Source organism: Variovorax atrisoli 110B (genome assembly GCF_000382045.1).
In the GTDB taxonomy this organism is placed as follows: Bacteria; Pseudomonadota; Gammaproteobacteria; order Burkholderiales; family Burkholderiaceae_C; genus Variovorax; species Variovorax atrisoli.
Genome location: NZ_KB907450.1, coordinates 1,010,277 through 1,031,537 on the forward strand (window position 1 = coordinate 1,010,277; position 21,261 = coordinate 1,031,537).

A 21,261-nucleotide genomic window follows, 5' to 3' on the forward strand; every position below is an offset into this window, starting at 1 on the left:
GTGGTCTCAGGCCTGCAGCTGGGCCCAGGCCTTGTCCAGCCTCTTCACGCTCACGGGCTGCGGCGTGCGCAACTCCTGCGCGAAGAAGCTCACGCGCAGTTCCTCCAAAAGCCACCGGAATTCGAGCATGCGCTCGTCCACCACGCCCTTGCGCTCCGCCACGAGGCGCCAGTAGCGCTGGTCCTGCGGCTTCAGCTCGGCGAGCTTGCTCGCGTCGCGCGCGGGGTCGGCACGCAGCTTGTCGAGCCTCAGCACGATGGCCTTGAGATAGCGCGCGAAATGCTGCAGCTGCGTCCACGGCGCGTCGGCGATGAAGCGCTTGCCGACCAGGCGCTGCAGCTGCTGGGCGGCATCCTGCACGGCTTCGGGCTGGATCTTGGTGTCCTTGATCTTGCGCGCGGCCGCGGCGTACTCGACGAGGACCGTGCCGGCCAGCCGCGCCACCTCGTTGGCGATCAGCGTGAGGCGGCCGCGCCCTTCCTCCAGCCGGCGCTTGAACGCCTGTTCGTCGGTGGGCAGCGGGTCCTGCAGGAACGCACGGTCGATCGCCACGTCGATGATCTGCGTGCGCAGTTCCTCCGAAGTGCCCAGCGGCATGTATGCGACCGACATCTTCTGCAGGTCGGGGATGTTCTTCTCGAGGTACTTGAGCGCGTCCTTGAGCTGCAGCGCGAACAGGCGGCGCAGGCCGGCGCGGTGCTTGGCTGCCGCCACGGCGGGCTCGTCGAACACCTCGATGGTCACGGCGTCGCCTTCGTCGCGCAGTGCCGGAAAGCCGATCAGCGACTGCGAACCGCGGCGCACTTCCATCAGTTCGGGAAGTTCGCCGAAGGTCCAGGCGGTGTAGCGCTGTCCGGCCGGCAGCGCGGCGGGCGCGTCCGCGGCCTTGGCGGCGGGCTTCGAACGCGGGTCCGGCGCCGTCGCGGCAGCCTTCTTCTCCGGTGCCGCCTTGATGTTCAGCCCAGCCAGCGCCTGGAAGGCTCCTCGCGCCTGCGCACCCAGTTCGGCCTTCAGCGCGCCGAGGTTGCGCCCCATGCCCAGCTGCCGGCCGTGCTCGTCGACCACGCGCAGGTTCATGAACAGGTGCGGCGGCAGCATGTCGAGCTTGAAGTCGGCGCGCTTGACATCGATGCTGGTCATCTCGCGCACACGCTTGAGCAGCACGTCGGTCAGCGAACCGGTGCCGAACACCTCGGGGGCCGACAGTTCTTCTGCCAGCTTCGAAGCCGACTCGGGCAGCGGCACCAGCCGCGAACGCGGACGCTGCGGCAGGCTCTTGAGCAGGGCCTGGATCTTGTCCTTGAGCATGCCCGTCACCAGCCATTCGCAGCGCTCTTCGCTGACCTGGTTGAGCACGAAGAGCGGCACGCTGACGGTGAGGCCGTCCTTCGCATCGCCGGGTTCATGCAGGTAGCTCGCGGCGCAGTCGACGCCGCCCAGCCGCAGCGTCGGCGGGAAGGACTGCGTCGTGATGCCCGCCGCCTGGTGGCGCATGAGTTCGTCGCGCGTCAGGTAAAGCAGGCGCGGCTGCTCCTTCGAGGCCTGGCGGTACCAGTTCTCGAACGTGATGCCGCTGGCGACATCGGGCGGAAGCTGGGCGTCATAGAAGGCGAAGATCAGCTCGTCGTCGACCAGCACGTCCTGCCGGCGCGACTTGTGCTCCAGCCCTTCCACCTCGCGCACGAGCTTGCGGTTGGCCTGCAGGAACGGGAACCTGCTTTCCCACTGCCCGCCCACCAGCGCCTCGCGGATGAAGATCTCGCGCGCGGCAACGGGGTCGACCCGCGTGAAGTCCACGCGCCGGCCGCTGTACACCACCAAGCCATAGAGCGTCGCGCGCTCCAGTGCCGACACCTGCGCGCCCTTCTTCTCCCAGTGCGGATCGAGCAGCTGCTTCTTCAGCAGGTGCCCTGCCACCTCCTCGAGCCACTGCGGCTCGATGTTGGCGATGCCGCGTCCGAAGAGGCGCGTGGTCTCGACCAGTTCGGCCGCGACGATCCAGCGCCCGGGCTTCTTCTTCAGGTGCGCCCCGGGGTGCTTGTAGAACTTGATGCCCCGCGCGCCGAGGTAGGCCTCGTCGTCCTCCAGCTTCCAGCCGATGTTGCCCAGCAGGCCCGACAGCATCGACATGTGCAGCGCCTCGTAGCCGGCGGGCTGGGCATTGATGCGCCACTTGTGCTCGGTGACCACCGTGAGCAGCTGCGAATGGATGTCGCGCCACTCGCGCACGCGGCGGATGTTGATGAAGTTCTGGCGCAGCAGCTGCTCGTACTGGCGGTTGCTCAGCTTGTGGGTGTCTCCATGCCCGCCGCGCGCGTCCGCGATCCACTTCCACAGCCGAAGGTAGCCGCTGAACTCGCTCTTCTCGTCGTCGAACTTCGCATGCGCCTGGTCGGCCTGCTGCTGTGCGTCCATCGGCCGGTCGCGCACGTCCTGCACGCTGAGGGCCGAGGCGATGACGAGCACTTCCTCGAGCGCCCCCCGCGAACGGGCCTCAAGGATCATGCGGCCCACGCGCGGGTCGAGCGGCAACTTCGACAGCTCGGCGCCGGTGGGCGTGAGCTCGTTGGCGTCGTCGACCGCGCCCAGTTCGTTGAGCAGCTGGTAGCCGTCGGCGATGGCGCGCGGCGACGGCGCCTCCAGGAACGGGAAGCGCGCCACATCGCCCAGGCGCAGCGACTTCATGCGCAGGATCACGCCTGCGAGCGAGGAGCGCAGGATCTCGGGGTCGGTGAAGCGCGGGCGGCTTTCAAAGTCCTTCTCGTCGTAGAGGCGGATGCAGATGCCGTTCGCCACCCGGCCGCAGCGGCCCGCGCGCTGGTTGGCGGCCGCCTGGCTGATCGGCTCGACCAGCAGCTGCTCGACCTTGCTGCGGAAGCTGTAGCGCTTGACGCGGGCGGTGCCGGTGTCGATCACGTAGCGGATGCCCGGCACGGTGAGCGAGGTCTCCGCAACGTTGGTGGCCAGCACGATGCGCCGGCCCGTGTGGCCGTCGAAGATGCGGTCCTGCTCGGGGCCAGAGAGCCGTGCGAAGAGCGGCAGCACTTCGGCGCTGCGCAGCAGCGGCTGGTGGCTCAGGTGACGGCGCAGATGGTCGGCCGCCTCGCGGATCTCGCGCTCGCCGGGCAGAAAGACGAGGATGTCGCCCGCGTTGTGCGGATCGCGCCAGAGCTCGTCGACCGCGTCTGCGATGGCGTCGTTCAGGTCGTGCTCTCGCGATTCCTCGAAGGGCCGGTAGCGCTGCTCCACCGGATAGGTGCGGCCCGAGACGAAGATCGTGGGCGCCGGCCCCTTCGCCGAGGCGAAGTGCTGCGCGAAGCGGTCGGCGTCGATGGTGGCCGAGGTGACGATCACCTTCAGGTCGGGCCGGCGCGGCAGGATCTCTCGCAGGTAGCCCAGCAGGAAGTCGATGTTCAGCGAGCGCTCGTGGGCCTCGTCGATGATGAGCGTGTCGTAGGCCTTCAGCAGCGGATCGGTCTGCGTCTCGGCCAGCAGGATGCCGTCTGTCATCAGCTTGACGGAGGCGTCGCGCGAGAGGCGGTCCTGGAAGCGCACCTTGAAGCCGACCACGTCGCCCAGCGGCGTCTTCAGCTCCTCTGCGATGCGCTTGGCCACCGAGCTCGCGGCGATGCGGCGCGGCTGCGTGTGGCCGATGAGCCGGCCCTTGCCGGGCTCGGCGTTGAGCTTGCCGCGGCCCAGCGCGAGGGCGATCTTCGGCAGCTGCGTGGTCTTGCCCGAGCCCGTCTCGCCGCAGACGATCACGACCTGGTGCGCCGAGATGGCGTCCATGATCTCCTCGCGCCTGCTCGATACAGGAAGCGATTCGGGGAACTCGATGCGAAGGGGTGTGGTGGTCGTCAAGGCAGGAAGCAGTCGTCGGCGGCACTCGCCGGTTGCGCGCAGGAGCGAAGGAGCCGGCAGGCAGGCAAACCGTCGATTATCGGCGCCCACCACGGTTGTTGCACGGCATCCACAACGTTAGGCCTGATTGCGGCGAGATCGCGACACGATCCGTAAATAGTCTTTACTCGATTGCAAACCGCCACTACGATCGCGTCCATGTCCTACCGCCTTGCCCCCACCAACTTGCGCCGTCGCTGCGCAAGCCGCGCGCCCCGTGCGCTCGGAAGGGTCAAGTTGCCCCGCCCGGCCTGAAGCCCGCGCCCTCGACATCGTCGGCGCGCTTCGCAGACCGAAGCGCCGCAACCGACTCCGACAGCGTCGAGCCTGCCGCCTCCTGCCCGCCTTTCGTGGCGAAGCGGCGGCTGCATTCCTCCGTTCCTGCCAGATACCCAAGAAGAAAAACATGTCCAAAGACATCCGAAACCCACTGCATGCCGAGCTCGCCGAGCGCACTCGCCACCTGCAGACCGTCGCCGAAGCGCTGAAGACCGAGCTCTTCGGCATCGACGACATCATCGATCGCGTGATCGACTCGATCCGCGCCTGGTACGTGCTGCCGCAGCTCATCAGCCGCCCGGTCATCGTCTGCCTCTGGGGCCTCACCGGCACCGGCAAGACGCAGCTGGTGCGCAGGCTCGCACAGCACCTGGGCTTCTACGACCGCTTCATCGAAGTGCAGATGGACGGCTTCAGCCACGGCTCGGGCTATCACAGCCGCGGCTCGATCTCCGCCATGTTGGCCGAGTCGGGCATCGCCGAGGGCACGCCCGGCATCCTGGTGCTGGACGAGTTCCAGCGCTTCCGCACGGTCGACAACGGCGGCCATGACGCCAAGGTCGAGCGCTACCAGGACGTGTGGGCGCTGCTGTCCGACGGCCGCCTGCCGCCCGCGCTCTCGATGCTCGGCGAGATCGAGTCGTCGCTGGCCTATGCCGAGTACACGCAGGACCGCGACGGCTCCGACAAGAAGAAGTACGACAAGAAGCGCAAGCTGCACCTGTCGCCCTGGGAGGCGCGCGAGGTGAAGCGCTGCCTGAAGCTGTCGGAGACGCTGCTTCAGATCATGGCCTGGAAGCCCGCCGAGGTGCACGCGCGCCTGCGCGCCTTCCGCGACACGCAGCAGGGCTGGGAGACCGACTACAGCAAGCTGCTGGTGTTCGTCTCGGGCAACCTCGACGAGATGTACGCCGAGACGGCGCAGCGCGTCGAGGACTGCGACACCGACGCCGACATCTTCCACGAGCTGACGAAGAAGCTCTCCGTCATCGACGTGAAGAAGGCGCTGGCCGAGCGCTTCCGCCCCGAGCAGATCGCACGCCTGGGCAACAACCACGTGATCTACCCCTCGTTCGACCGCGCGACCTACGTGCGCCTGATCCTGTCGATCTGCGACCGCTACGTGGCCGAGATCCAGGAGAGCTCCGGCGTGCGCTTCGTGCTCGACGCGAGCGTGTACGAGCAGATCTATGCCAACGCCGTGTTCCCGGCGCAGGGAACGCGTCCGCTGTTCTCGTCGATCCACGCGATCCTGAGCGCCACGCTGGTCAACGCCGCGCTGTGGGCGCTGGAGCAAGGCGCCAACGGCAGCGAGCCGGTGTGGCTCTCGCTGGACGCGGGTGTGTCGGCCATCGCGGCGAAGTACCGCAAGGCGCGCCGCCAGTTTCCGGTGGCGCTGGAGCTGAACCGCCTCAAGCAGCGTTCGAGCGAGGACTTCCGCGCCCTGCTCGCGGTGCACGAGGCCGGCCACGGCGTGGCGTACGGCCTGCTCTTCGGCCGCGCGCCACAGGAGATCAAGATCAACGTGGCCTCGTTCGAGGGCGGCTACAACAGCTACGAGCAGCGCAAGGCCTGGTCGAAGGAGAACCTGCGCGACCGCATCTGCGTGGGCCTGGCCGGACGCGCCGCGGAGCGGCTGGTGTTCGGCGAGCAGGCCTGCACCTCGGGCGCCACGCAGGACTTCATGCAGGCGACCGCCTATGCCGCGCAGTACGTGCGCCACTTCGCCTTCGGCACGCGCCTGAGCCGCACCGACGTCGCCAACGACCCGAACGACAACGTCAACACCGACGTGGAAGCCACCAACCCCGAGATCGAGGCCCTGCTGGCGCAGGAGCACGAGCGCGCGCTGGCGCTGCTGGAGGCGCACGTGCCGGCGCTGATGGCGGTGGTCGATGCGCTGCTGCGCGACGGCTCCATCGCGCCGGCCGAACTGGCTGCGATGCTGGGGCTGCCCGCTCCGGGCTCGGATGAGGCCCACGGGGCGACCGACGCCTACGCGGCGCTGCTGGCGGGCTTCCGTGCCCGACACGAAGGGCCGCCGCCACCGTCGGCGCCCGCCGCCGCGGCCCGCGTACTGCGCGCGATCGCCTGATCCGTCCGTCCGGCCCGCCTGGCTCGACCGATCCGCAGGGGTCGGATCGAGTCAGGCAGACCGCCTTTCATGAATGCACAATCACGCCCCATGTCCACCGTCTTCAATTTCACCTTCGTGCCCTGGTTCCGCTCGGTCGCGCCCTACATTCACACGCACCGCGGTAAGACTTTCGTGGTCGGGCTCGCGGGCGAAGCGATCGCTGCGGGCAAGCTGCAGAACATCGCGCAAGACCTGGCGCTGATCCAGAGCATGGGCGTCAAGATCGTGCTGGTGCACGGCTTCAGGCCGCAGGTCAACGAACAGCTCGCGGCCAAGGGGCACGAGGCGAAGTATTCGCACGGCATCCGCATCACCGACGAAGTGGCGCTCGACTCCGCCCAGGAAGCCGCCGGCCAGCTGCGCTATGAAATCGAGGCGGCCTTCAGCCAGGGCCTGCCCAACACGCCGATGGCCGGCTCGACCGTGCGGGTGATCTCGGGCAACTTCATCACCGCGCGGCCGGTGGGCGTGGTCGACGGGGTGGACTTCAAGCATTCGGGCCTGGTGCGCAAGGTGGACGCGGCCGGCATCCGCCGCACGCTGGATTTCGGCGCCATGGTGCTGATGTCGCCCTTCGGCTTCTCGCCCACGGGCGAGGCCTTCAACCTGACGATGGAAGAGGTCGCCACCAGCGTGGCCATCTCGCTGCAGGCCGACAAGCTGATCTTCCTGACCGAGATTCCCGGCATCCGCATCGACAGCGAGCTGCCCGAGAGCGAGGACAACCCCATCGACACCGAGCTGCCGCTGGATGCCGCCGAGAAGCTGCTGGCCTCGCTGCCCCCGCCGCAGAAGCCCACCGACACCGCCTTCTACCTGCAGCACTGCGTGAAGGCCTGCAAGGCGGGCGTGGAGCGCAACCACATCCTGCCCTTCGCCCTCGACGGCTCGCTGCTGCTGGAGGTGTACGTGCACGACGGCGTCGGCACGATGGTGATCGACGAGAAGCTCGAGAGCCTGCGCGAGGCCTCGGTGGACGACATCGGCGGCATCCTGCAGCTGATCGAGCCCTTCGAACGCGACGGCACGCTGGTCAAGCGCGACCGCACCGAGATCGAGCGCGACATCCACCAGTACACGGTGGTCGAGCACGACGGCGTGATCTTCGGCTGCGCGGCGCTCTACCCCTACCCCGAGGCGCGCACCGCCGAGATGGCCGCGCTCACGGTGTCGCCGCAATCGCAGTCGCAGGGCGACGGCGAGCGCATCCTCAAGCACATCGAGCACCGCGCCAAGGCCATGGGGCTGGAGAGCATCTTCGTGCTCACCACCCGCACCATGCACTGGTTCCTCAAGCGCGGCTTCCAGCAGGTCAACCCCGACTGGCTGCCCGAGGCCCGCAAGCGCAAGTACAACTGGGACCGCAAGAGCCTGGTGCTGGTCAAGAAGATCTAGCCGCACCCCGCGCGGATACCAAGGAGAAATCCACGATGACGCTCGCCACCGCACTGCTCTTCGCCATCGTGGCCTTCGCCGCCATCGCCACGCCCGGTCCGACGGTGCTGCTGGCGCTCAGCAACGGCTCGCGCCACGGCGTGCGGCGCGCGCTGCCGGGGATGCTCGGGGCGGTGCTGTCCGATTTCGTGCTGGTCGGCGCCGTGGCGCTCGGACTGGGCGCCCTGCTGGCTGCGTCGGAATTCTGGTTCTCGATGCTGAAATGGGTGGGCGCGATCTATCTGGCCTGGCTGGGACTGCGCATGCTGCGCTCCAGGGGCGGCTTCCACCTGCCGGCGGCCGATGCGGCACCCTCGGCCGCGGCGGGCGAGAGCCGGCGGATCTTCCTCAAGTCATTCCTGGTGGCGGTGACCAACCCCAAGGGCTACATCTTCTGCTCGGCGCTCCTGCCGCAGTTCATCGACCCTTCGGGGGCCCAGGCGCCGCAGTACATCGTCATCGCGTTGATCTTCGCGGCGCTGGACATGGCGGTGATGCTGGCCTACGCCTTCGTCGGCGCCCGGGCGATCCGGCTGCTGACCGTGTCGGCCACCCGCTGGATCGACCGCGCCTGCGGCGGCATGCTGCTGGCGCTGGCCGGCTCGCTGGCCTTCTACCGGCGCAGCGCCGCCTGAGAGCGACCGCGTCCGCTCCTGCCACCGGCCCGCGCGAGTAGCCGTTTCGCCGGGAGCGGTAACACCTGTCACCGATAATCCCGGCCATGAATCCCCTGCTTTCCCGGTTGCAACCCTACCCCTTCGAGCGGCTGAAGCAGCTGTTCGCGGGCGTCACGCCCAACCCCGAGTTCACGGCCATCAGCCTGGGCATCGGCGAACCCAAGCACGCCACGCCGGGCTTCATCAAGGATGCACTGAGCGCCAGCCTCGGCGCGCTGGCCGCCTACCCCGCCACCGCCGGCGACCTGAAGCTGCGCACCGCCTTCACCGACTGGCTCAAGACCCGATACAGCCTCTCGCTGGACCCGGCGACGCAGGTGCTGCCCGTCAACGGCTCGCGCGAGGCGCTCTTCTCGCTGGCCCAGACCGTGGTCGACCCGACCGCCTCGCCCAAGCCCGTGGTGCTGTCGCCCAATCCGTTCTATCAGATCTACGAAGGCGCGGCCCTGCTCGCCGGCGCGGAGCCGTACTACGTGCCCAGCGTGCCCGCGCGCAACTTCGCGGTCGACTGGGACAGCGTGCCCGAAGACATCTGGGCCCGCACGCAGCTGGTGTTCGTCTGCTCGCCGGGCAATCCCACCGGCGCGGTCATGGCGCTGGACGAATGGAAGAAGCTCTTCGCGCTTTCCGACCGCCACGGCTTCGTGATCGCCGCCGACGAGTGCTACAGCGAGATCTACTTCCGCGACGAGCCCCCGCTCAGCGGCCTGGAGGCCTCGGTGAAGCTCGGGCGGCCCGACTTCCGCAACCTGATCGCGCTCACATCCCTGTCCAAGCGCAGCAACGTGCCCGGCCTGCGCAGCGGCTTCGTGGCGGGTGACGCGGCCATCATCAGGAAATTCCTGCTCTACCGCACCTACCACGGCAGCGCCATGAGCGGCGCCGTGGCCGCGGCCAGCATCGCCGCCTGGGGCGACGAGTCGCACGTGGTCGACAACCGCGCCCAGTACCGCGCCAAGTTCGCGGCGGTCACGCCGCTGCTGGAGCCGGTGCTCGATGTGCGGCTGCCCGATGCCAGCTTCTACCTCTGGGCCGGCGTGCCCGAAGTGTGGGCTGGCGACGACGAAGCCTTCGCCCGCGCCCTGTACGCTCAATACAATGTGACGGTTCTGCCGGGGAGCTATCTGGCGCGCCAGACGACGTACGGCGCGCACAGCGTCAACCCCGGCCGGGGCCGCATCCGCATGGCGCTTGTGGCCGAAACGGCCGAATGCGTGGAGGCCGCACAGCGCATCGTGCGCTTCTGCAAGGACGCCCGCCCCTGATCCGCTTCGCTTGACCCCTGCCCCCATTTTTCACCCGAGACTCTCCATGACCCAGCAACTGCAACAAATCATCGACGCCGCGTGGGAAGACCGCGCCAACATCTCGGTCGCCTCCTCGACGGCCGAAGTGCGCGACGCCGTCGAGCACGTGATCACCGAACTCAACAACGGCAAGCTGCGCGTGGCCACCCGCGAAGGCGTGGGCAAGTGGACCGTGCACCAGTGGATCAAGAAGGCCGTGCTGCTGTCGTTCCGCCTGAAGGACAACGAGCAGATCCAGGCCGGCTCGCTCGGCTTCTACGACAAGGTGCCCACCAAGTTCTCGCACCTGTCGGCCAACGAGCTGAAGGAATCGGGCGTGCGCATCGTGCCGCCGGCCGTGGCCCGCCGCGGCAGCTACATCGCCAAGGGCGCGATCCTGATGCCCTCGTACGTGAACATCGGCGCCTACGTGGGCGAAGGCTCCATGGTCGACACCTGGGCCACCGTGGGCTCGTGCGCGCAGGTCGGCGCCAACGTGCACCTCTCCGGCGGCGTGGGCCTGGGCGGCGTGCTGGAGCCGCTGCAGGCCAACCCGACCATCATCGAGGACAACTGCTTCATCGGCGCGCGCTCCGAAGTCGTCGAAGGCGTGATCGTCGAAGAGAACTCGGTGCTTGGCATGGGCGTGTACATCGGCCAGAGCACCCCGATCTTCAACCGCGACACCGGCCAGATCTCCTACGGCCGCGTGCCGGCCGGCAGCGTGGTCATCAGCGGCAACCTGCCCAAGAAGACCAAGTCGGGCCAGGACTACAGCACCTACGCCGCGATCATCGTGAAGACGGTCGACGCGCAGACGCGCTCCAAGACCAGCCTCAACGACCTGCTGCGCGACTGAACCTGGCACACCCCATGCTGCGCGCACTTCGTGTCGCTTCGAACGCCCCCTTGCAGGGGGCGACGCCAGCGGCCCGGCAAAGCCGGTTTCGCGGCGTTCCCCGCGAAGAACACGTTCTGCACGCAGCTCACGAATGATTCCAAGAGCACCCGAGGAGAGAGACCGATGAACATGATGGAACGGCTTCTTCGTCTGATGGCCGAACGCAAGGCATCCGACATCTATCTCTCGGCCCACTCCCCGGTGCTGATCCGCATCAACGGCAACTGCCTGCCCGTCAATGCGCAGGTGCTGCCGCCCACGGCGCCGCTGGCGCTGCTGTCGGAAGTGGTGCCCGCCGCGCGCATCCAGGAGCTGGAGAGCACGGGCGAGCTCAACATGGCCGTCCACCTCGAGGACGCCGGCAACTACCGCATCAGCGCCATGCGCCAGCGCGGCACCTACGCGGTGGTGGTGCGGCACATCGCCCCACGGATTCCGAGCTTCGAAGAGCTGAACCTGCCCGACATCCTGAAGACGCTCGTCATGGAGCGGCGCGGGCTGATCCTCATGGTCGGCGCCACCGGTGCCGGCAAGACCACCACGCTGGCCTCGATGCTCGACTACCGCAACGAGCACGCCAGCGGCCACATCCTCACGGTCGAGGAACCGATCGAGTTCACCTACACCAACAAGAAGTCGGTGGTGAACCAGCGCGACGTGGGCAGCGACACCACCTCGCTGCAGACGGCGCTGAAGAACGCGCTGCGCCAGGCGCCCGACGTGATCCAGATCGGCGAAATCCGCGACCGCGACACCATGTCGGCCGCCATCGCCTACGCGCAGTCGGGCCACCTGTGCGTGGCCACGCTGCACGCCAACAACAGCTATCGCGCGCTGAACCGCATCCTGAGCTTCTATCCCGTCGAGGTGCGCCCCACGCTGCTGGGCGACCTGGGCGGCGCGCTGCGCGCCATCGTGTCGCAACGCCTGCTGCGCACGCCGACCGGCGGGCGCGTGCCTGCGATGGAGGTCATGCTCAACACCGCGCTGGTGGCCGAGCTGATCGAGAAGGGCGACTTCTCCGGCGTGAAGGAGGCCATGGAGAAGTCGATGGCCGAAGGCTCGCAGACCTTCGAGGAAGACATCGCCCGCCTCGTCATCGAAGAGCGCGTCACCCGCGAAGAGGGCCTGTCGCAGGCCGACTCCCCCACCAACCTCATGTGGCGCCTGCAGAACCGCGCAGCGCCCAAGCAGCATGTCGACGACCGCCACCTGACGGATCAGGTCGACGAACCCACCTTCACCGACATCACGCTAGACGTCAAATTCTGACTCTCCCCCAAGGCTTCGCGCACTTCGTGTCGCTTAGCCGCCCCCTCGCCGGGGCAACACCCGCGGCCCGGCAGCGCCGGTTCCGCGGGGTTCCTGGAAGAGTCACCCTCCTTTCCTGTGCCATGTCCCGAACTCTCCAGCTAGCCGAACAACTCATCTCGCGCCCTTCCGTCACTCCCGACGACGCGGGCTGCCAGCAGATCCTCGGCGAGCGGCTGGCGCGGCTGGGCTTCACGCTGGAGACGATCGAGAGCGGCCCCGCCGACTTCCGGGTGACCAACCTCTGGGCGGTGCGCCGCCCCGAGGACGCGAAGGCCGCCACCCGGACGCTGGTGTTCGCCGGCCACACCGACGTGGTGCCCACCGGCCCCGTCGAGCAGTGGACCAGCCATCCCTTCACGCCCACGCACCGCGACGGCAAGCTCTACGGCCGAGGCGCCTGCGACATGAAGACGTCGGTCGCGGCCTTCGTGACCTCCATCGAAGACTTCCTGCAAGCGATTCCCGAGCCGCAGCTCACGCTCGCCCTGCTGCTCACGAGCGACGAGGAAGGCCCGGGCGTGGACGGCACGGTCGTCGTCTGCAACGCACTGGCCGCGCGCGGCGAGACCATCGACTACTGCATCGTCGGCGAACCCACGGCCGTGGAGCGCTGCGGCGACATGATCAAGAACGGCCGTCGCGGCACCATGAGCGGCAAGCTCACGGTCAAGGGCGTGCAGGGGCACATCGCCTATCCGCACCTGGCGAAGAACCCGGTGCACGCGGTCGCACCCGCGCTGGCCGAGTTGGTGGCCATCAACGCTGCCGGCGGCTGGGACGCGGCGAGCAACCCCTACTTCCAGCCGACCAGCTGGCAGATCAGCAATTTCCACGCAGGTACCGGCGCGAGCAACGTGATCCCGGGCAGCGCGGTGATCGACTTCAACTTCCGCTTCTCGACCGAATCGACGCCCGAGTCGCTGCAGCAGCGCGTGCACGCCGTGCTCGACGCGCACCAGGTCGACTACACGCTGGCCTGGACCATCGGAGGCCTGCCCTTCCTGACCACGCCGGGCGAGCTGGTGGAGGCCGTGCAGGGCGCCATCCGAGATGAAACCGGCATCGAGACCGAGCTGTCGACCAGCGGCGGTACGAGCGACGCGCGCTTCATCGCCAAGATCTGCAGGCAGGTGGTCGAGCTCGGCCCGGTGAACGCCAGCATCCACAAGATCGACGAGCACATCGAAGTGGCCGAGATCGAGACGCTGAAGAACATCTACCTGCGCGTTCTGAAGCGGCTGGACGCCGCGCTCGCCGGATGAGCACCGTCATCGAACTCATCGAGGCGGGCGCGAAGCGGCTGGAAGAAGCCGGCGTGGCCTTCGGCCATGGCACGGCCAACGCCTTCGACGAAGCCGCCTGGCTGGTGCAGTGGCGCCTGAAGCTGCCGCTGGACGACCTCGACGGCGTGGCCGACAGGCCCGTGTCGCCCGCCGATGCCGTCAAGGTGGCGGCGCTCATCGACGAACGCATCTCGACGCGCAAGCCCGCCGCCTATCTCACCAAGGAAGCCTGGCTGCAGGGCGTGCCCTTCTACGTGGACGAGCGCGCCATCGTGCCGCGCAGCTTCATCGCCGAGCTGATCGCCGAGGGAACCATCGACTACTGGCTGGGCGAACACACGCAGCGCGTGCTCGACCTGTGCACCGGCAACGGCAGCCTCGCGGTACTGGCTGCGCTCACGTACCCGGAAGTGACGGTCGACGCTGCGGACATCTCGCTGCAGGCGCTGGAGGTGGCGGCCATCAACGTCACCCGCCACGAGCTGGACGCGCGAGTGAGGCTGGTCGAGTCGGACGGACTGAAGAACCTGCCCGGCCCCTACGACCTCGTCCTGTGCAACCCGCCCTACGTGAACAGCGCCAGCATGGCCGCCCTGCCCGCCGAATACCGCGCCGAGCCCGAGCTGGCACTGGCCGGCGGTGCCGACGGCATGGATTTCGTGCGCCAGCTGTTCGCCGACGCGCCGTCTCGCATGAGCGAGCGCGCGGTGCTGGTGCTGGAGATCGGCAACGAGCGCGAGTACTTCGAGGCCGCCTTTCCGCAGCTCGAAGTCTTCTGGCTCGAAACCTCGGCCGGCGAAGACCAGGTGCTGCTGGTCACGCGCGACGCCCTCGTGGCCGGCGCCGGCGTGCGTTAGCTGCGCCCGCCCGAGCCCTCCCCTTTCTGTCGCTTTCCCGCAGCCACTGGCTGCGCAACCCCATTCACCGGGCGATCGATGCCGATTTCCCCGTGCCTTTGCCCCTTTTTCCGGGGCGTCCGAGGCCGGGCGGGATAATCGCCCCTACGGTTCCTCTTTCATGATCACTCTCAAGAACGTCATTCTTCGCCGCAGCGCCAAGGTCCTGCTCGACGGCGCCACGGTCACCCTCAACCCCGGCGAGAAGGTCGGGCTGGTGGGCCGCAACGGCGCCGGCAAGTCGACCCTGTTCGCCCTGCTCAACGGCACGCTGCACGAAGACGGCGGCGATTTCTCCATTCCGAAGCAGTGGCGCATGGCCCAGGTGGCGCAGAACATGCCCGAGACCGAGGAGTCGGCCACCGACTTCGTGGTGGGCGGCGACACCCGTCTGACCGAGCTGCGCGAGCAGCTGGCCACCATCGAGGCCGCCTACACCGAGAACCCCGACGACGCCGACATCGGCATGCAGCTGGCCCACGCCTACACCGACCTGGCCGACGCCGGCGAGCACGACGCCGTGCCGCGCGCGCAGGCGCTGATCCTGGGCCTGGGCTTCAAGACGCACGAGCTCGACGCGCCGGTCAACAGCTTCTCGGGCGGCTGGCGCATGCGCCTGCAGCTGGCCCGCGCGCTGATGTGCCCGAGCGACCTTCTGCTGCTCGACGAGCCCACCAACCACCTGGACCTGGACGCGCTGGTGTGGCTCGAAGCCTGGCTGCAGAAGTACCAGGGCACCATGATCGTCATCAGCCACGACCGCGAGTTCCTCGACGCCGTGACCGACGTCACCCTGCACATCGCCAACGCCCAGCTCACGCGCTACGGAGGCAACTACAGCAAGTTCGAGGACATGCGCGCGCTGCAGATGGAGCAGCAACAGCAGGCCTTCGCCAAGCAGCAGGAAAAGATCGCCCACCTGCAGAAGTTCATCGACCGCTTCAAGGCCAAGGCCAGCAAGGCCAAGCAGGCCCAGAGCCGCGTCAAGGCGCTGGAGCGCATGGAACGCGTGGCGCCGCTGCTGGCCGAAGCCGAATTCAGCTTCGAGTTCAAGGAGCCGGGCAACATCCCCAACCCGATGCTGTCGATCAGCAACGCGAGCTTCGGCTACGTTGTCGAAGACGCCGAGCCCAAGACCATCCTGCGCGGCGTGAACCGCTCGGTGCTGGCGGGCCAGCGCATCGGCATCCTGGGCGCCAACGGCCAGGGCAAGTCGACGCTGGTGAAGACCATCGCGCGCGAGATGGGCGCCTTGGCGGGCCAGGTCACCGAAGGCAAGGGCCTGAACATCGGCTACTTCGCGCAGCAGGAACTCGACGTGCTGCACCCCGAGAGCAACCCGCTGGAGCACATGGTGCGCCTGGCGCGCGAGCTCGGCGGCAATGCCAAGGAGCCTTCCGGCGAGCAGGCGCTGCGCGGCTACCTGGGCAGCTTCAACTTCAGCGGCGACATGGTGAAGCAGCCCGTGGGCACCATGAGCGGCGGCGAGAAGGCTCGCCTCGTGCTCGCCATGATGGTGTGGCAGCGCCCCAACCTGCTGCTGCTCGACGAGCCGACCAACCACCTCGACCTGGCCACCCGCGAGGCGCTGGCCGTGGCGCTCAACGAGTTCGAAGGCACGCTGATGCTGGTGAGCCACGACCGCGCGCTGCTGCGCTCGGTGTGCGACGAGTTCTGGCTGGTGGGCCGCGGGGTTGTCGGCGACTTCGACGGCGACCTCGACGACTACCAGCGCTACCTGCTCGACGAATCGAAGCGCCTGCGCGAGGAGGCCAAGGTGGCGGTGCGCGAGGCCGAGGCCGCCGCGGCCCCAGCGGCGGCCGCCCCGGCCGCGCCCCAGCAGCGCAAGCAGGACGCCCAGGAGCGCCAGCAGCGCAGCGACCAGGCCAAGCCGATCAAGCGCGAGATTGCCCAGATCGACGAACGCCTGGTCAAGGCCGGCACCGAGCGCGCCGAGCTCGAGGCGCGGCTGGCCCAGCCGCTACCGTCGGCCGAGATCGCCGAGGCCGGCAAGCGGCTGAAGGCGCTCAACGACGAAATCGGCCGCCTCGAGGAGCGCTGGCTGGCCCTGTCGGACCAGCTGGAAGCCCTGGCGGCCTGAACCGCAAAGCCGCTCAGGCAGGAAGAAAGGGAGTCGCCGGATGCCGTCAGCCATCGAACTGGCCCGGGGCGATGAAAAGCTCATCGCCGCCGTCCACCGCAGCCGCCGCCTCATCAGCCGCAAGGCGCTGATGGCGGCAGCAGCCAGCGCGGTTCCCCTGCCCGGCCTCGACTGGATGGCCGATGCCGCGCTGCTCTCGCGGCTGGTGCCGCAGATCAGCGCGGAATTCGGCCTTTCGGTCACGCAGGTCGAGAAGCTCGCGCCGCACCAGCGCGAGCGCATCCAGAAGGCCGCGACCACCGTGGGCGCGCTGCTGGTCGGGCGGCTCGTCACGCGCGACCTGCTGCTGCGCCTCGCAAAGCACGCGGGCGTGCGCCTCACGGCCAAGCAGGCGACCAAGTACGTGCCCATCGCCGGGCAGATGGTGTCGGCCGCGCTCGGCTATGCGGCGCTGCGCGCGCTTGGCGAGCAGCACATCAAGGACTGCGTGCGCGTCAGCACCACCCTCGCTCTCGCGCCTCCCGAACCGCACGCGAGCGCCTGAGCGCCTCGCCGTCGAAGAGCACCTGTGCCGCCCACGCGGCGCACGCCAGCCCGAAGCAGCTGCCGCCCGCGATGGCCGGATGCGCCGCGATCAGGCCGAAGGCCAGTCCCGCCAGGGAAAGCAGCGCCAGCAGCACGCACAGCGCGCGGTCGAGCCACAGGCCCGACGTCCATCGTCGATGCACCGCCTGCTCATCGCTTCTTTGCCGGGGGGCGGAAGGCCTCGGGCCCCGGCTTCAGGGCCTCCTCCTTCGCACGCTGCTCGTAGGCAGCCAGCAGCGCGACGTAGTGGCGCGACATCACGTCGGCCACCCGGCCCAGGCCGATCTTGCTGATCGTCGGCTGCGGAATGCCTGTTCTCTGTTCGATCTGCTTCTGCGTGAGGCCCATGGCCCTCAGGGCCAGAACCAACTCCCTTGGTTTCATTCTTTTCTCCCTTTTTTTACTATTCTAGAGTTCAGGAAGAATATTCGTTTGGGCTTAAATCCCCAACCGATGGACAGCATTGCCAAACGCGCCCTGGCCGCGCGCAAATTCGCCAAGATGACGCAGAAGCAGGCCGAAGCGGCCTCGGGCGTCAAGCAGTCGAGCATTTCCAAGATCGAGCGCGGGGACGTCACCCGCTCCATGAGCGTGCTGGCGCTGGCGCGCGCCTACCGGGCCGATCCCAACTGGCTCGACACCGGAGACGGCCCCGCCCCCTGGGACGAAGACCAGATGCGCCAGGCCCGCGACCGGGCCAACGAACCGCTCGGGCCGTACCGGGTGACCCACATCCCCCCGACGATTCCGAGCTTCAATCCGCGCACGCCCGGCACCGTGCCGCTCATCTCGTGGACGGACGCAGCCAACTGGGACAGCCACGAGATCTCGCAGCAGCCGCGCGCCGAGCGCTGGATTCCCTGCATCGCCCACCACAGCCTCCAGAGCTATGCGCTGCGCGTTCGCGGCGACAGCATGACCTCGCCCAGCGGCCAGCTCAAGAGCTACCCATCAGGCTCCATCGTCTTCGTGGACACCTCGCTGAGGACGCCCGACGACGGCGAGCGCATCATCGCCAAGCTCGAGGACAGCGACGAGGTCACCTTCAAGGTGTTCAAGCAGGAGGACGGCCGCCGCTGGCTGCTGCCGCTCAATCCCAAGCACGAGCCGGTGCGCTCCACCTTCACCGTGCTGGGCACGGTGGTGGGCAAGTGGGAAGACGAGGACTGAGCCCGACGTGGGCGGCGCCTCGGCAAAAAATTAGCCAGGCATTAGCTGGAACACGATTTCGTCGAGGTCAGGTTGCGTGCAGGTTCGGAAGCGATATTCATGGCTCTCCCTGTGGCCTGCATCCTCTGATCCTCCCTCCTCCAGCAGGTCACCTTCAAGCCCGCCTCGTGCGGGCTTTTTTTTGTGGATTTGCTCGCCCCCAGGCTGCGCGGCACTGCGTGCCGCTTCGCCAACCCCCTACCGGGGGCAACACCCGAGGCCCGGCAGAGCCGGTTCCTCGGTGTTCCTGGAATTGGGCCGTGGGTAATTTTTTGCAGTGCCCTTGGGGTGGTGCATTTGGCGCCTTGCCCGTACATTTCGCGCCGTGCAGGTCCCGTTTCGTCGCAACGGCCTCGCGGGGCAAGGGCGCGGCGGTGAGACTTCAGGAAGTCAGGCAGCCCGGGCGTTCCGGGTGTACAACCGCTGCCCCATGCCAAATCAAGACAACAATGCATTGGAGGATCACCCTGGTTCGTCGTTGCGCGCTGCGTTTGCGCGTCGACGCGCGGGGTGGCCCGTTCAGGGCGCCGTGCTCGGCGCCGTCCTGCTGCTGATGAGCGGCTGTGCGGTCGGGCCGGATTTCAGGACGCCCGACCTGCCGGCCGCCGCCGGCGGCGCGGACTACACACCCGCGCCGATGCCGGTGCGCACCGCGAAGTCCGACGTGCCGGCCGGCCAGGCGCAGGAGCTGCTTCCCGGCCGCGACATCCCCGCCCAGTGGTGGGAGGTGTTCCGCTCGGAACCGCTCGATCGGCTGATCCGCGCCTCGCTCGCCCAGAGCCCCACGCTGGCTTCCGCGCAGGCCGCGCTGCGGCAGGCCGAGGCCACCTACGACGCTAAGTCGGGCAACCTGCTGTGGCCGCAGGTCAACGCGCAGCTGGGGGTGCAACGCGAGCGAGCCTCGGAGGTCAGCACGCGGGTGGCGGGCGGCCAGTTGCTCACGCTGTACAACGCCTCGGTCAACGTCAGCTACAACCTCGACGTGTTCGGTGCCTCGCGCCGGCAGATCGAGGGCGCGCAGGCCGCCGTGGAAGCGCAGCGCTACCAGGTGGAGGCGACGTACCTCACGCTGACCTCGAACCTCGTCACCACCGCGATCCGCGAGGCCGCGCTGCGCGGCCAGCTGCAGGCCACGCAAGAGGTGCTGCAGGCGCAGCGCGAGCAGCTGGGCGTGATCGAAAAGCAATTCGACACCGGCGCGATTCCGAAGTCGATCGTGCTGCAGCAGCGCACGCAGGTCGCGCAGACGCAGGCGGCGATACCGCCGCTGGAGAAATCGCTCGCGCAGACGCGCCACCAGCTCGCCGTGTTCGCGGGCCGTCTGCCTTCGGAGCAAGGCCTGCCGGAGTTCGACCTCGCCAGCCTCTCGCTGCCGCAGGAGCTGCCGCTGTCGCTGCCCTCCGAGCTTGCGCGCCAGCGGCCCGACGTGCGCGCCAGCGAGGCGCAGCTGCACCAGGCCAGCGCGGCGGTCGGTGTGGCCACGGCGAATCTCTATCCGCAGATACAGCTCAGCGCGAGCTACGGCAACACCTCGCTGCGCGCCCGCGACCTGTTCACCGGGCCGACCACGCTGTGGAACATCGGCGCCGGGCTCACGCAGCCGATCTTCAACGGCGGTGCGCTGCGCGCGCAGCAGCGCGCGGCCGTCGCGGCCTACGACTCGGCGGCCGCGCAGTACCGCAACACCGTGCTCGGCGCCTTCCAGAACGTGGCCGATGCACTGCGCGCGCTCGAACTCGACGCGGCAGCGCTGCAGACCCAGGCCACCGCCGAGTCGCTCGCCAGGCAGTCGCTCGACCTGTCGACCGCGCAGTTCCGCGCCGGCGCGGTGAGCTACGTGACGCTGCTGACCGCGCAGCAGGCCTGGCTGCAGACGCACACCGCCCTGGCGCAGGCGCAGGCCGCGCGCTATGCGGACACGGCCGCCCTCTTCCAGGCGCTGGGCGGCGGCTGGTGGAACCGCGGTGCGCTGGCCGACGCGGCGATCGCGCCGGGGCAGCCCGCTGCGCCCTCGCCTCAGGCCTCGGCCCCGCTGAACTGAGCAGACCCGAACACTCCATAACTCCAAGAAAAGCCAATTTATGACCCGGAGAATGATCATCATGATCGGCTGCGTGCTGCTGCTGGTCGCCGTGCTCGCCGTGGGCAAGTTCCTTCAGATCCGCGCGCTGATCGCCGCAGTGCCCAAGCCCGGCCCGCAGACGGTGTCGACGGCCGAGGTGCAGAAGCTGCGGTGGCAGTCGCAGCTCACCGCGGTCGGCACGCTGAACCCGGTGCGCGGCGCCGACCTGGGCACCGAGGTGGCCGGGCTGGTGCGCACCGTGCACTTCAAGTCGGGGCAGGACGTGAAGGCCGGCACGCTGCTGGTCGAGCTCAATGCCGATTCCGACATCGCCCAGCTGCACGCGGCCGAGGCAGCCGCCGCGCAGGCCGCCATCGTGCTCAAGCGCGACCAGGCGCAGCTCGCGGTGCAGGCGGTGAGCCAGGCGCAGATCGATGCCGACACCAACGACCTGAAGGCCAAGCGCGCGCAGGTCGAGCAGCAGGCCGCGCTGGTCGCGAAGAAGTCGATCCGCGCGCCCTTCTCCGGTCGCCTGGGCATCACCACGCTGAACCCGGGCCAGTACGTGAACGCGGGCGACAAGCTGGTCACGCTGCAGACGCTGGACCCGATCTACGTCGACTTCGCCCTGCCCCAGCAGCAGCTCGCGGGCCTGGCGGTGGGCCAGGTGGTGAACCTGTCGGTCGACACCTTCCCGGGCCAGAGCTTCAGCGGCAAGATCAATGCGATCAGCCCGAAGGTGGACGCCGCCACGCGCAACGTGCAGGTCGAGGCCACCATCTCCAACCCGAAGCAGCTGCTGCTGCCCGGCATGTTCGCCAACGTGAAGATCGATGTCGGCGGCGAGCAGGAGCAGCTCACGCTGCCGGCCACCGCCGTCACCTACAACCCGTACGGCTCGACCGTGTACGTGGTGAAGGAGGCCGAGCCGCCCAAACCTGGCGCGGCAGGCACCGCGGGTGCGCCCGCGCAGCCGGCCAATCCATCGGGCGCCAAGCAGCTCGTCGCGCAGCAGGTCTTCATCGAGACCGGCCCGACGCGCGGCGACCAGATCGCCATCGTCAAGGGCCTCACGGCCGGCCAGGTGGTGGTGAGCAGCGGCCAGAACAAGCTGAAGAACGGCACGCCGGTGGTGGTGGACAACAGCGTCCAGCCCACCAACAACCCGGCGCCGACGCCGCAGGAAAAGTGAGGTCA

The 21,261-nt window shown here is 68.4% G+C and carries 16 protein-coding genes; 13 read left to right on the plus strand and 3 right to left on the minus strand.

Annotated features, from left to right (window positions below; translation table 11 throughout):
* Positions 1-6: 6 nt before the first annotated feature.
* Entirely contained in the window at positions 7-3,789 is a 3,783-nt protein-coding gene (hrpA, locus tag G369_RS0104750; RefSeq protein WP_244164287.1) for an ATP-dependent RNA helicase HrpA, read from the minus strand.
* Positions 3,790-4,306: 517 nt separating this feature from the next.
* Between hrpA and G369_RS0104755 the strand changes: the two genes are divergently transcribed.
* The 10 genes from G369_RS0104755 (at position 4,307) to G369_RS0104800 (ending at position 16,752) form a co-directional block, all read left to right on the plus strand.
* Entirely contained in the window at positions 4,307-6,274 is a 1,968-nt protein-coding gene (locus G369_RS0104755) for an AAA family ATPase (RefSeq protein WP_019652837.1), read from the plus strand.
* A 90-nt stretch (positions 6,275-6,364) separates the two neighbouring features.
* Positions 6,365-7,711: an amino-acid N-acetyltransferase gene (gene argA, locus G369_RS0104760; RefSeq protein WP_019652838.1), complete on the plus strand. Its 1,347-nt coding sequence runs from the start codon at positions 6,365-6,367 to the stop codon at positions 7,709-7,711.
* A 35-nt stretch (positions 7,712-7,746) separates the two neighbouring features.
* Positions 7,747-8,385, plus strand: coding sequence for a LysE family translocator (locus G369_RS0104765; protein ID WP_019652839.1), 639 nt, complete (start codon positions 7,747-7,749; stop codon positions 8,383-8,385).
* Positions 8,386-8,471: 86 nt separating this feature from the next.
* Positions 8,472-9,692 (plus strand): succinyldiaminopimelate transaminase, encoded by a 1,221-nt coding sequence (gene dapC, locus G369_RS0104770; RefSeq protein WP_019652840.1) that lies wholly within the window; start codon positions 8,472-8,474, stop codon positions 9,690-9,692.
* A gap of 46 nt (positions 9,693-9,738) precedes the next feature.
* A complete protein-coding gene (gene dapD, locus G369_RS0104775; RefSeq protein ID WP_019652841.1) occupies positions 9,739-10,572 on the plus strand; it encodes a 2,3,4,5-tetrahydropyridine-2,6-dicarboxylate N-succinyltransferase in 834 nt (277 codons plus the stop codon).
* Between the two features lie 165 nt (positions 10,573-10,737).
* Positions 10,738-11,886, plus strand: coding sequence for a PilT/PilU family type 4a pilus ATPase (locus tag G369_RS0104780; protein WP_019652842.1), 1,149 nt, complete (start codon positions 10,738-10,740; stop codon positions 11,884-11,886).
* Between the two features lie 122 nt (positions 11,887-12,008).
* Positions 12,009-13,190 carry a succinyl-diaminopimelate desuccinylase gene (gene dapE / locus G369_RS0104785; RefSeq protein ID WP_019652843.1) on the plus strand — a complete coding sequence of 394 codons (1,182 nt, stop codon included), beginning with the start codon at positions 12,009-12,011 and terminating at the stop codon, positions 13,188-13,190.
* Positions 13,187-14,068: a 50S ribosomal protein L3 N(5)-glutamine methyltransferase gene (gene prmB / locus G369_RS0104790; protein ID WP_019652844.1), complete on the plus strand. Its 882-nt coding sequence runs from the start codon at positions 13,187-13,189 to the stop codon at positions 14,066-14,068. The genes dapE and prmB overlap by 4 nt, the downstream gene beginning before the upstream one ends.
* 160 nt (positions 14,069-14,228) lie before the next feature.
* Complete coding sequence (locus G369_RS0104795) at positions 14,229-16,208, plus strand: ABC-F family ATP-binding cassette domain-containing protein (RefSeq protein WP_019652845.1); 1,980 nt, start codon at positions 14,229-14,231, stop codon at positions 16,206-16,208.
* A gap of 40 nt (positions 16,209-16,248) precedes the next feature.
* Positions 16,249-16,752, plus strand: coding sequence for a hypothetical protein (locus tag G369_RS0104800; protein WP_019652846.1), 504 nt, complete (start codon positions 16,249-16,251; stop codon positions 16,750-16,752).
* Here the strand turns inward: G369_RS0104800 and G369_RS0104805 are convergent.
* Both G369_RS0104805 and G369_RS0104810 read right to left on the minus strand, forming a co-directional pair.
* Complete coding sequence (locus tag G369_RS0104805) at positions 16,703-16,936, minus strand: hypothetical protein (RefSeq protein ID WP_019652847.1); 234 nt, start codon at positions 16,934-16,936, stop codon at positions 16,703-16,705. The two genes, G369_RS0104800 and G369_RS0104805, sit on opposite strands and share 50 nt — an antisense overlap.
* A gap of 7 nt (positions 16,937-16,943) precedes the next feature.
* Positions 16,944-17,177 (minus strand): helix-turn-helix domain-containing protein, encoded by a 234-nt coding sequence (locus G369_RS0104810; protein ID WP_019652848.1) that lies wholly within the window; start codon positions 17,175-17,177, stop codon positions 16,944-16,946.
* A 69-nt stretch (positions 17,178-17,246) separates the two neighbouring features.
* Between G369_RS0104810 and G369_RS0104815 the strand changes: the two genes are divergently transcribed.
* The 3 genes from G369_RS0104815 (at position 17,247) to G369_RS0104825 (ending at position 21,256) form a co-directional block, all read left to right on the plus strand.
* Positions 17,247-17,963 carry a helix-turn-helix domain-containing protein gene (locus G369_RS0104815; RefSeq protein ID WP_019652849.1) on the plus strand — a complete coding sequence of 239 codons (717 nt, stop codon included), beginning with the start codon at positions 17,247-17,249 and terminating at the stop codon, positions 17,961-17,963.
* Between the two features lie 568 nt (positions 17,964-18,531).
* Entirely contained in the window at positions 18,532-20,043 is a 1,512-nt protein-coding gene (locus tag G369_RS35435) for an efflux transporter outer membrane subunit (RefSeq protein WP_019652850.1), read from the plus strand.
* A gap of 40 nt (positions 20,044-20,083) precedes the next feature.
* Positions 20,084-21,256 carry an efflux RND transporter periplasmic adaptor subunit gene (locus G369_RS0104825; RefSeq protein WP_038113798.1) on the plus strand — a complete coding sequence of 391 codons (1,173 nt, stop codon included), beginning with the start codon at positions 20,084-20,086 and terminating at the stop codon, positions 21,254-21,256.
* The last annotated feature ends 5 nt before the right edge of the window (positions 21,257-21,261 follow it).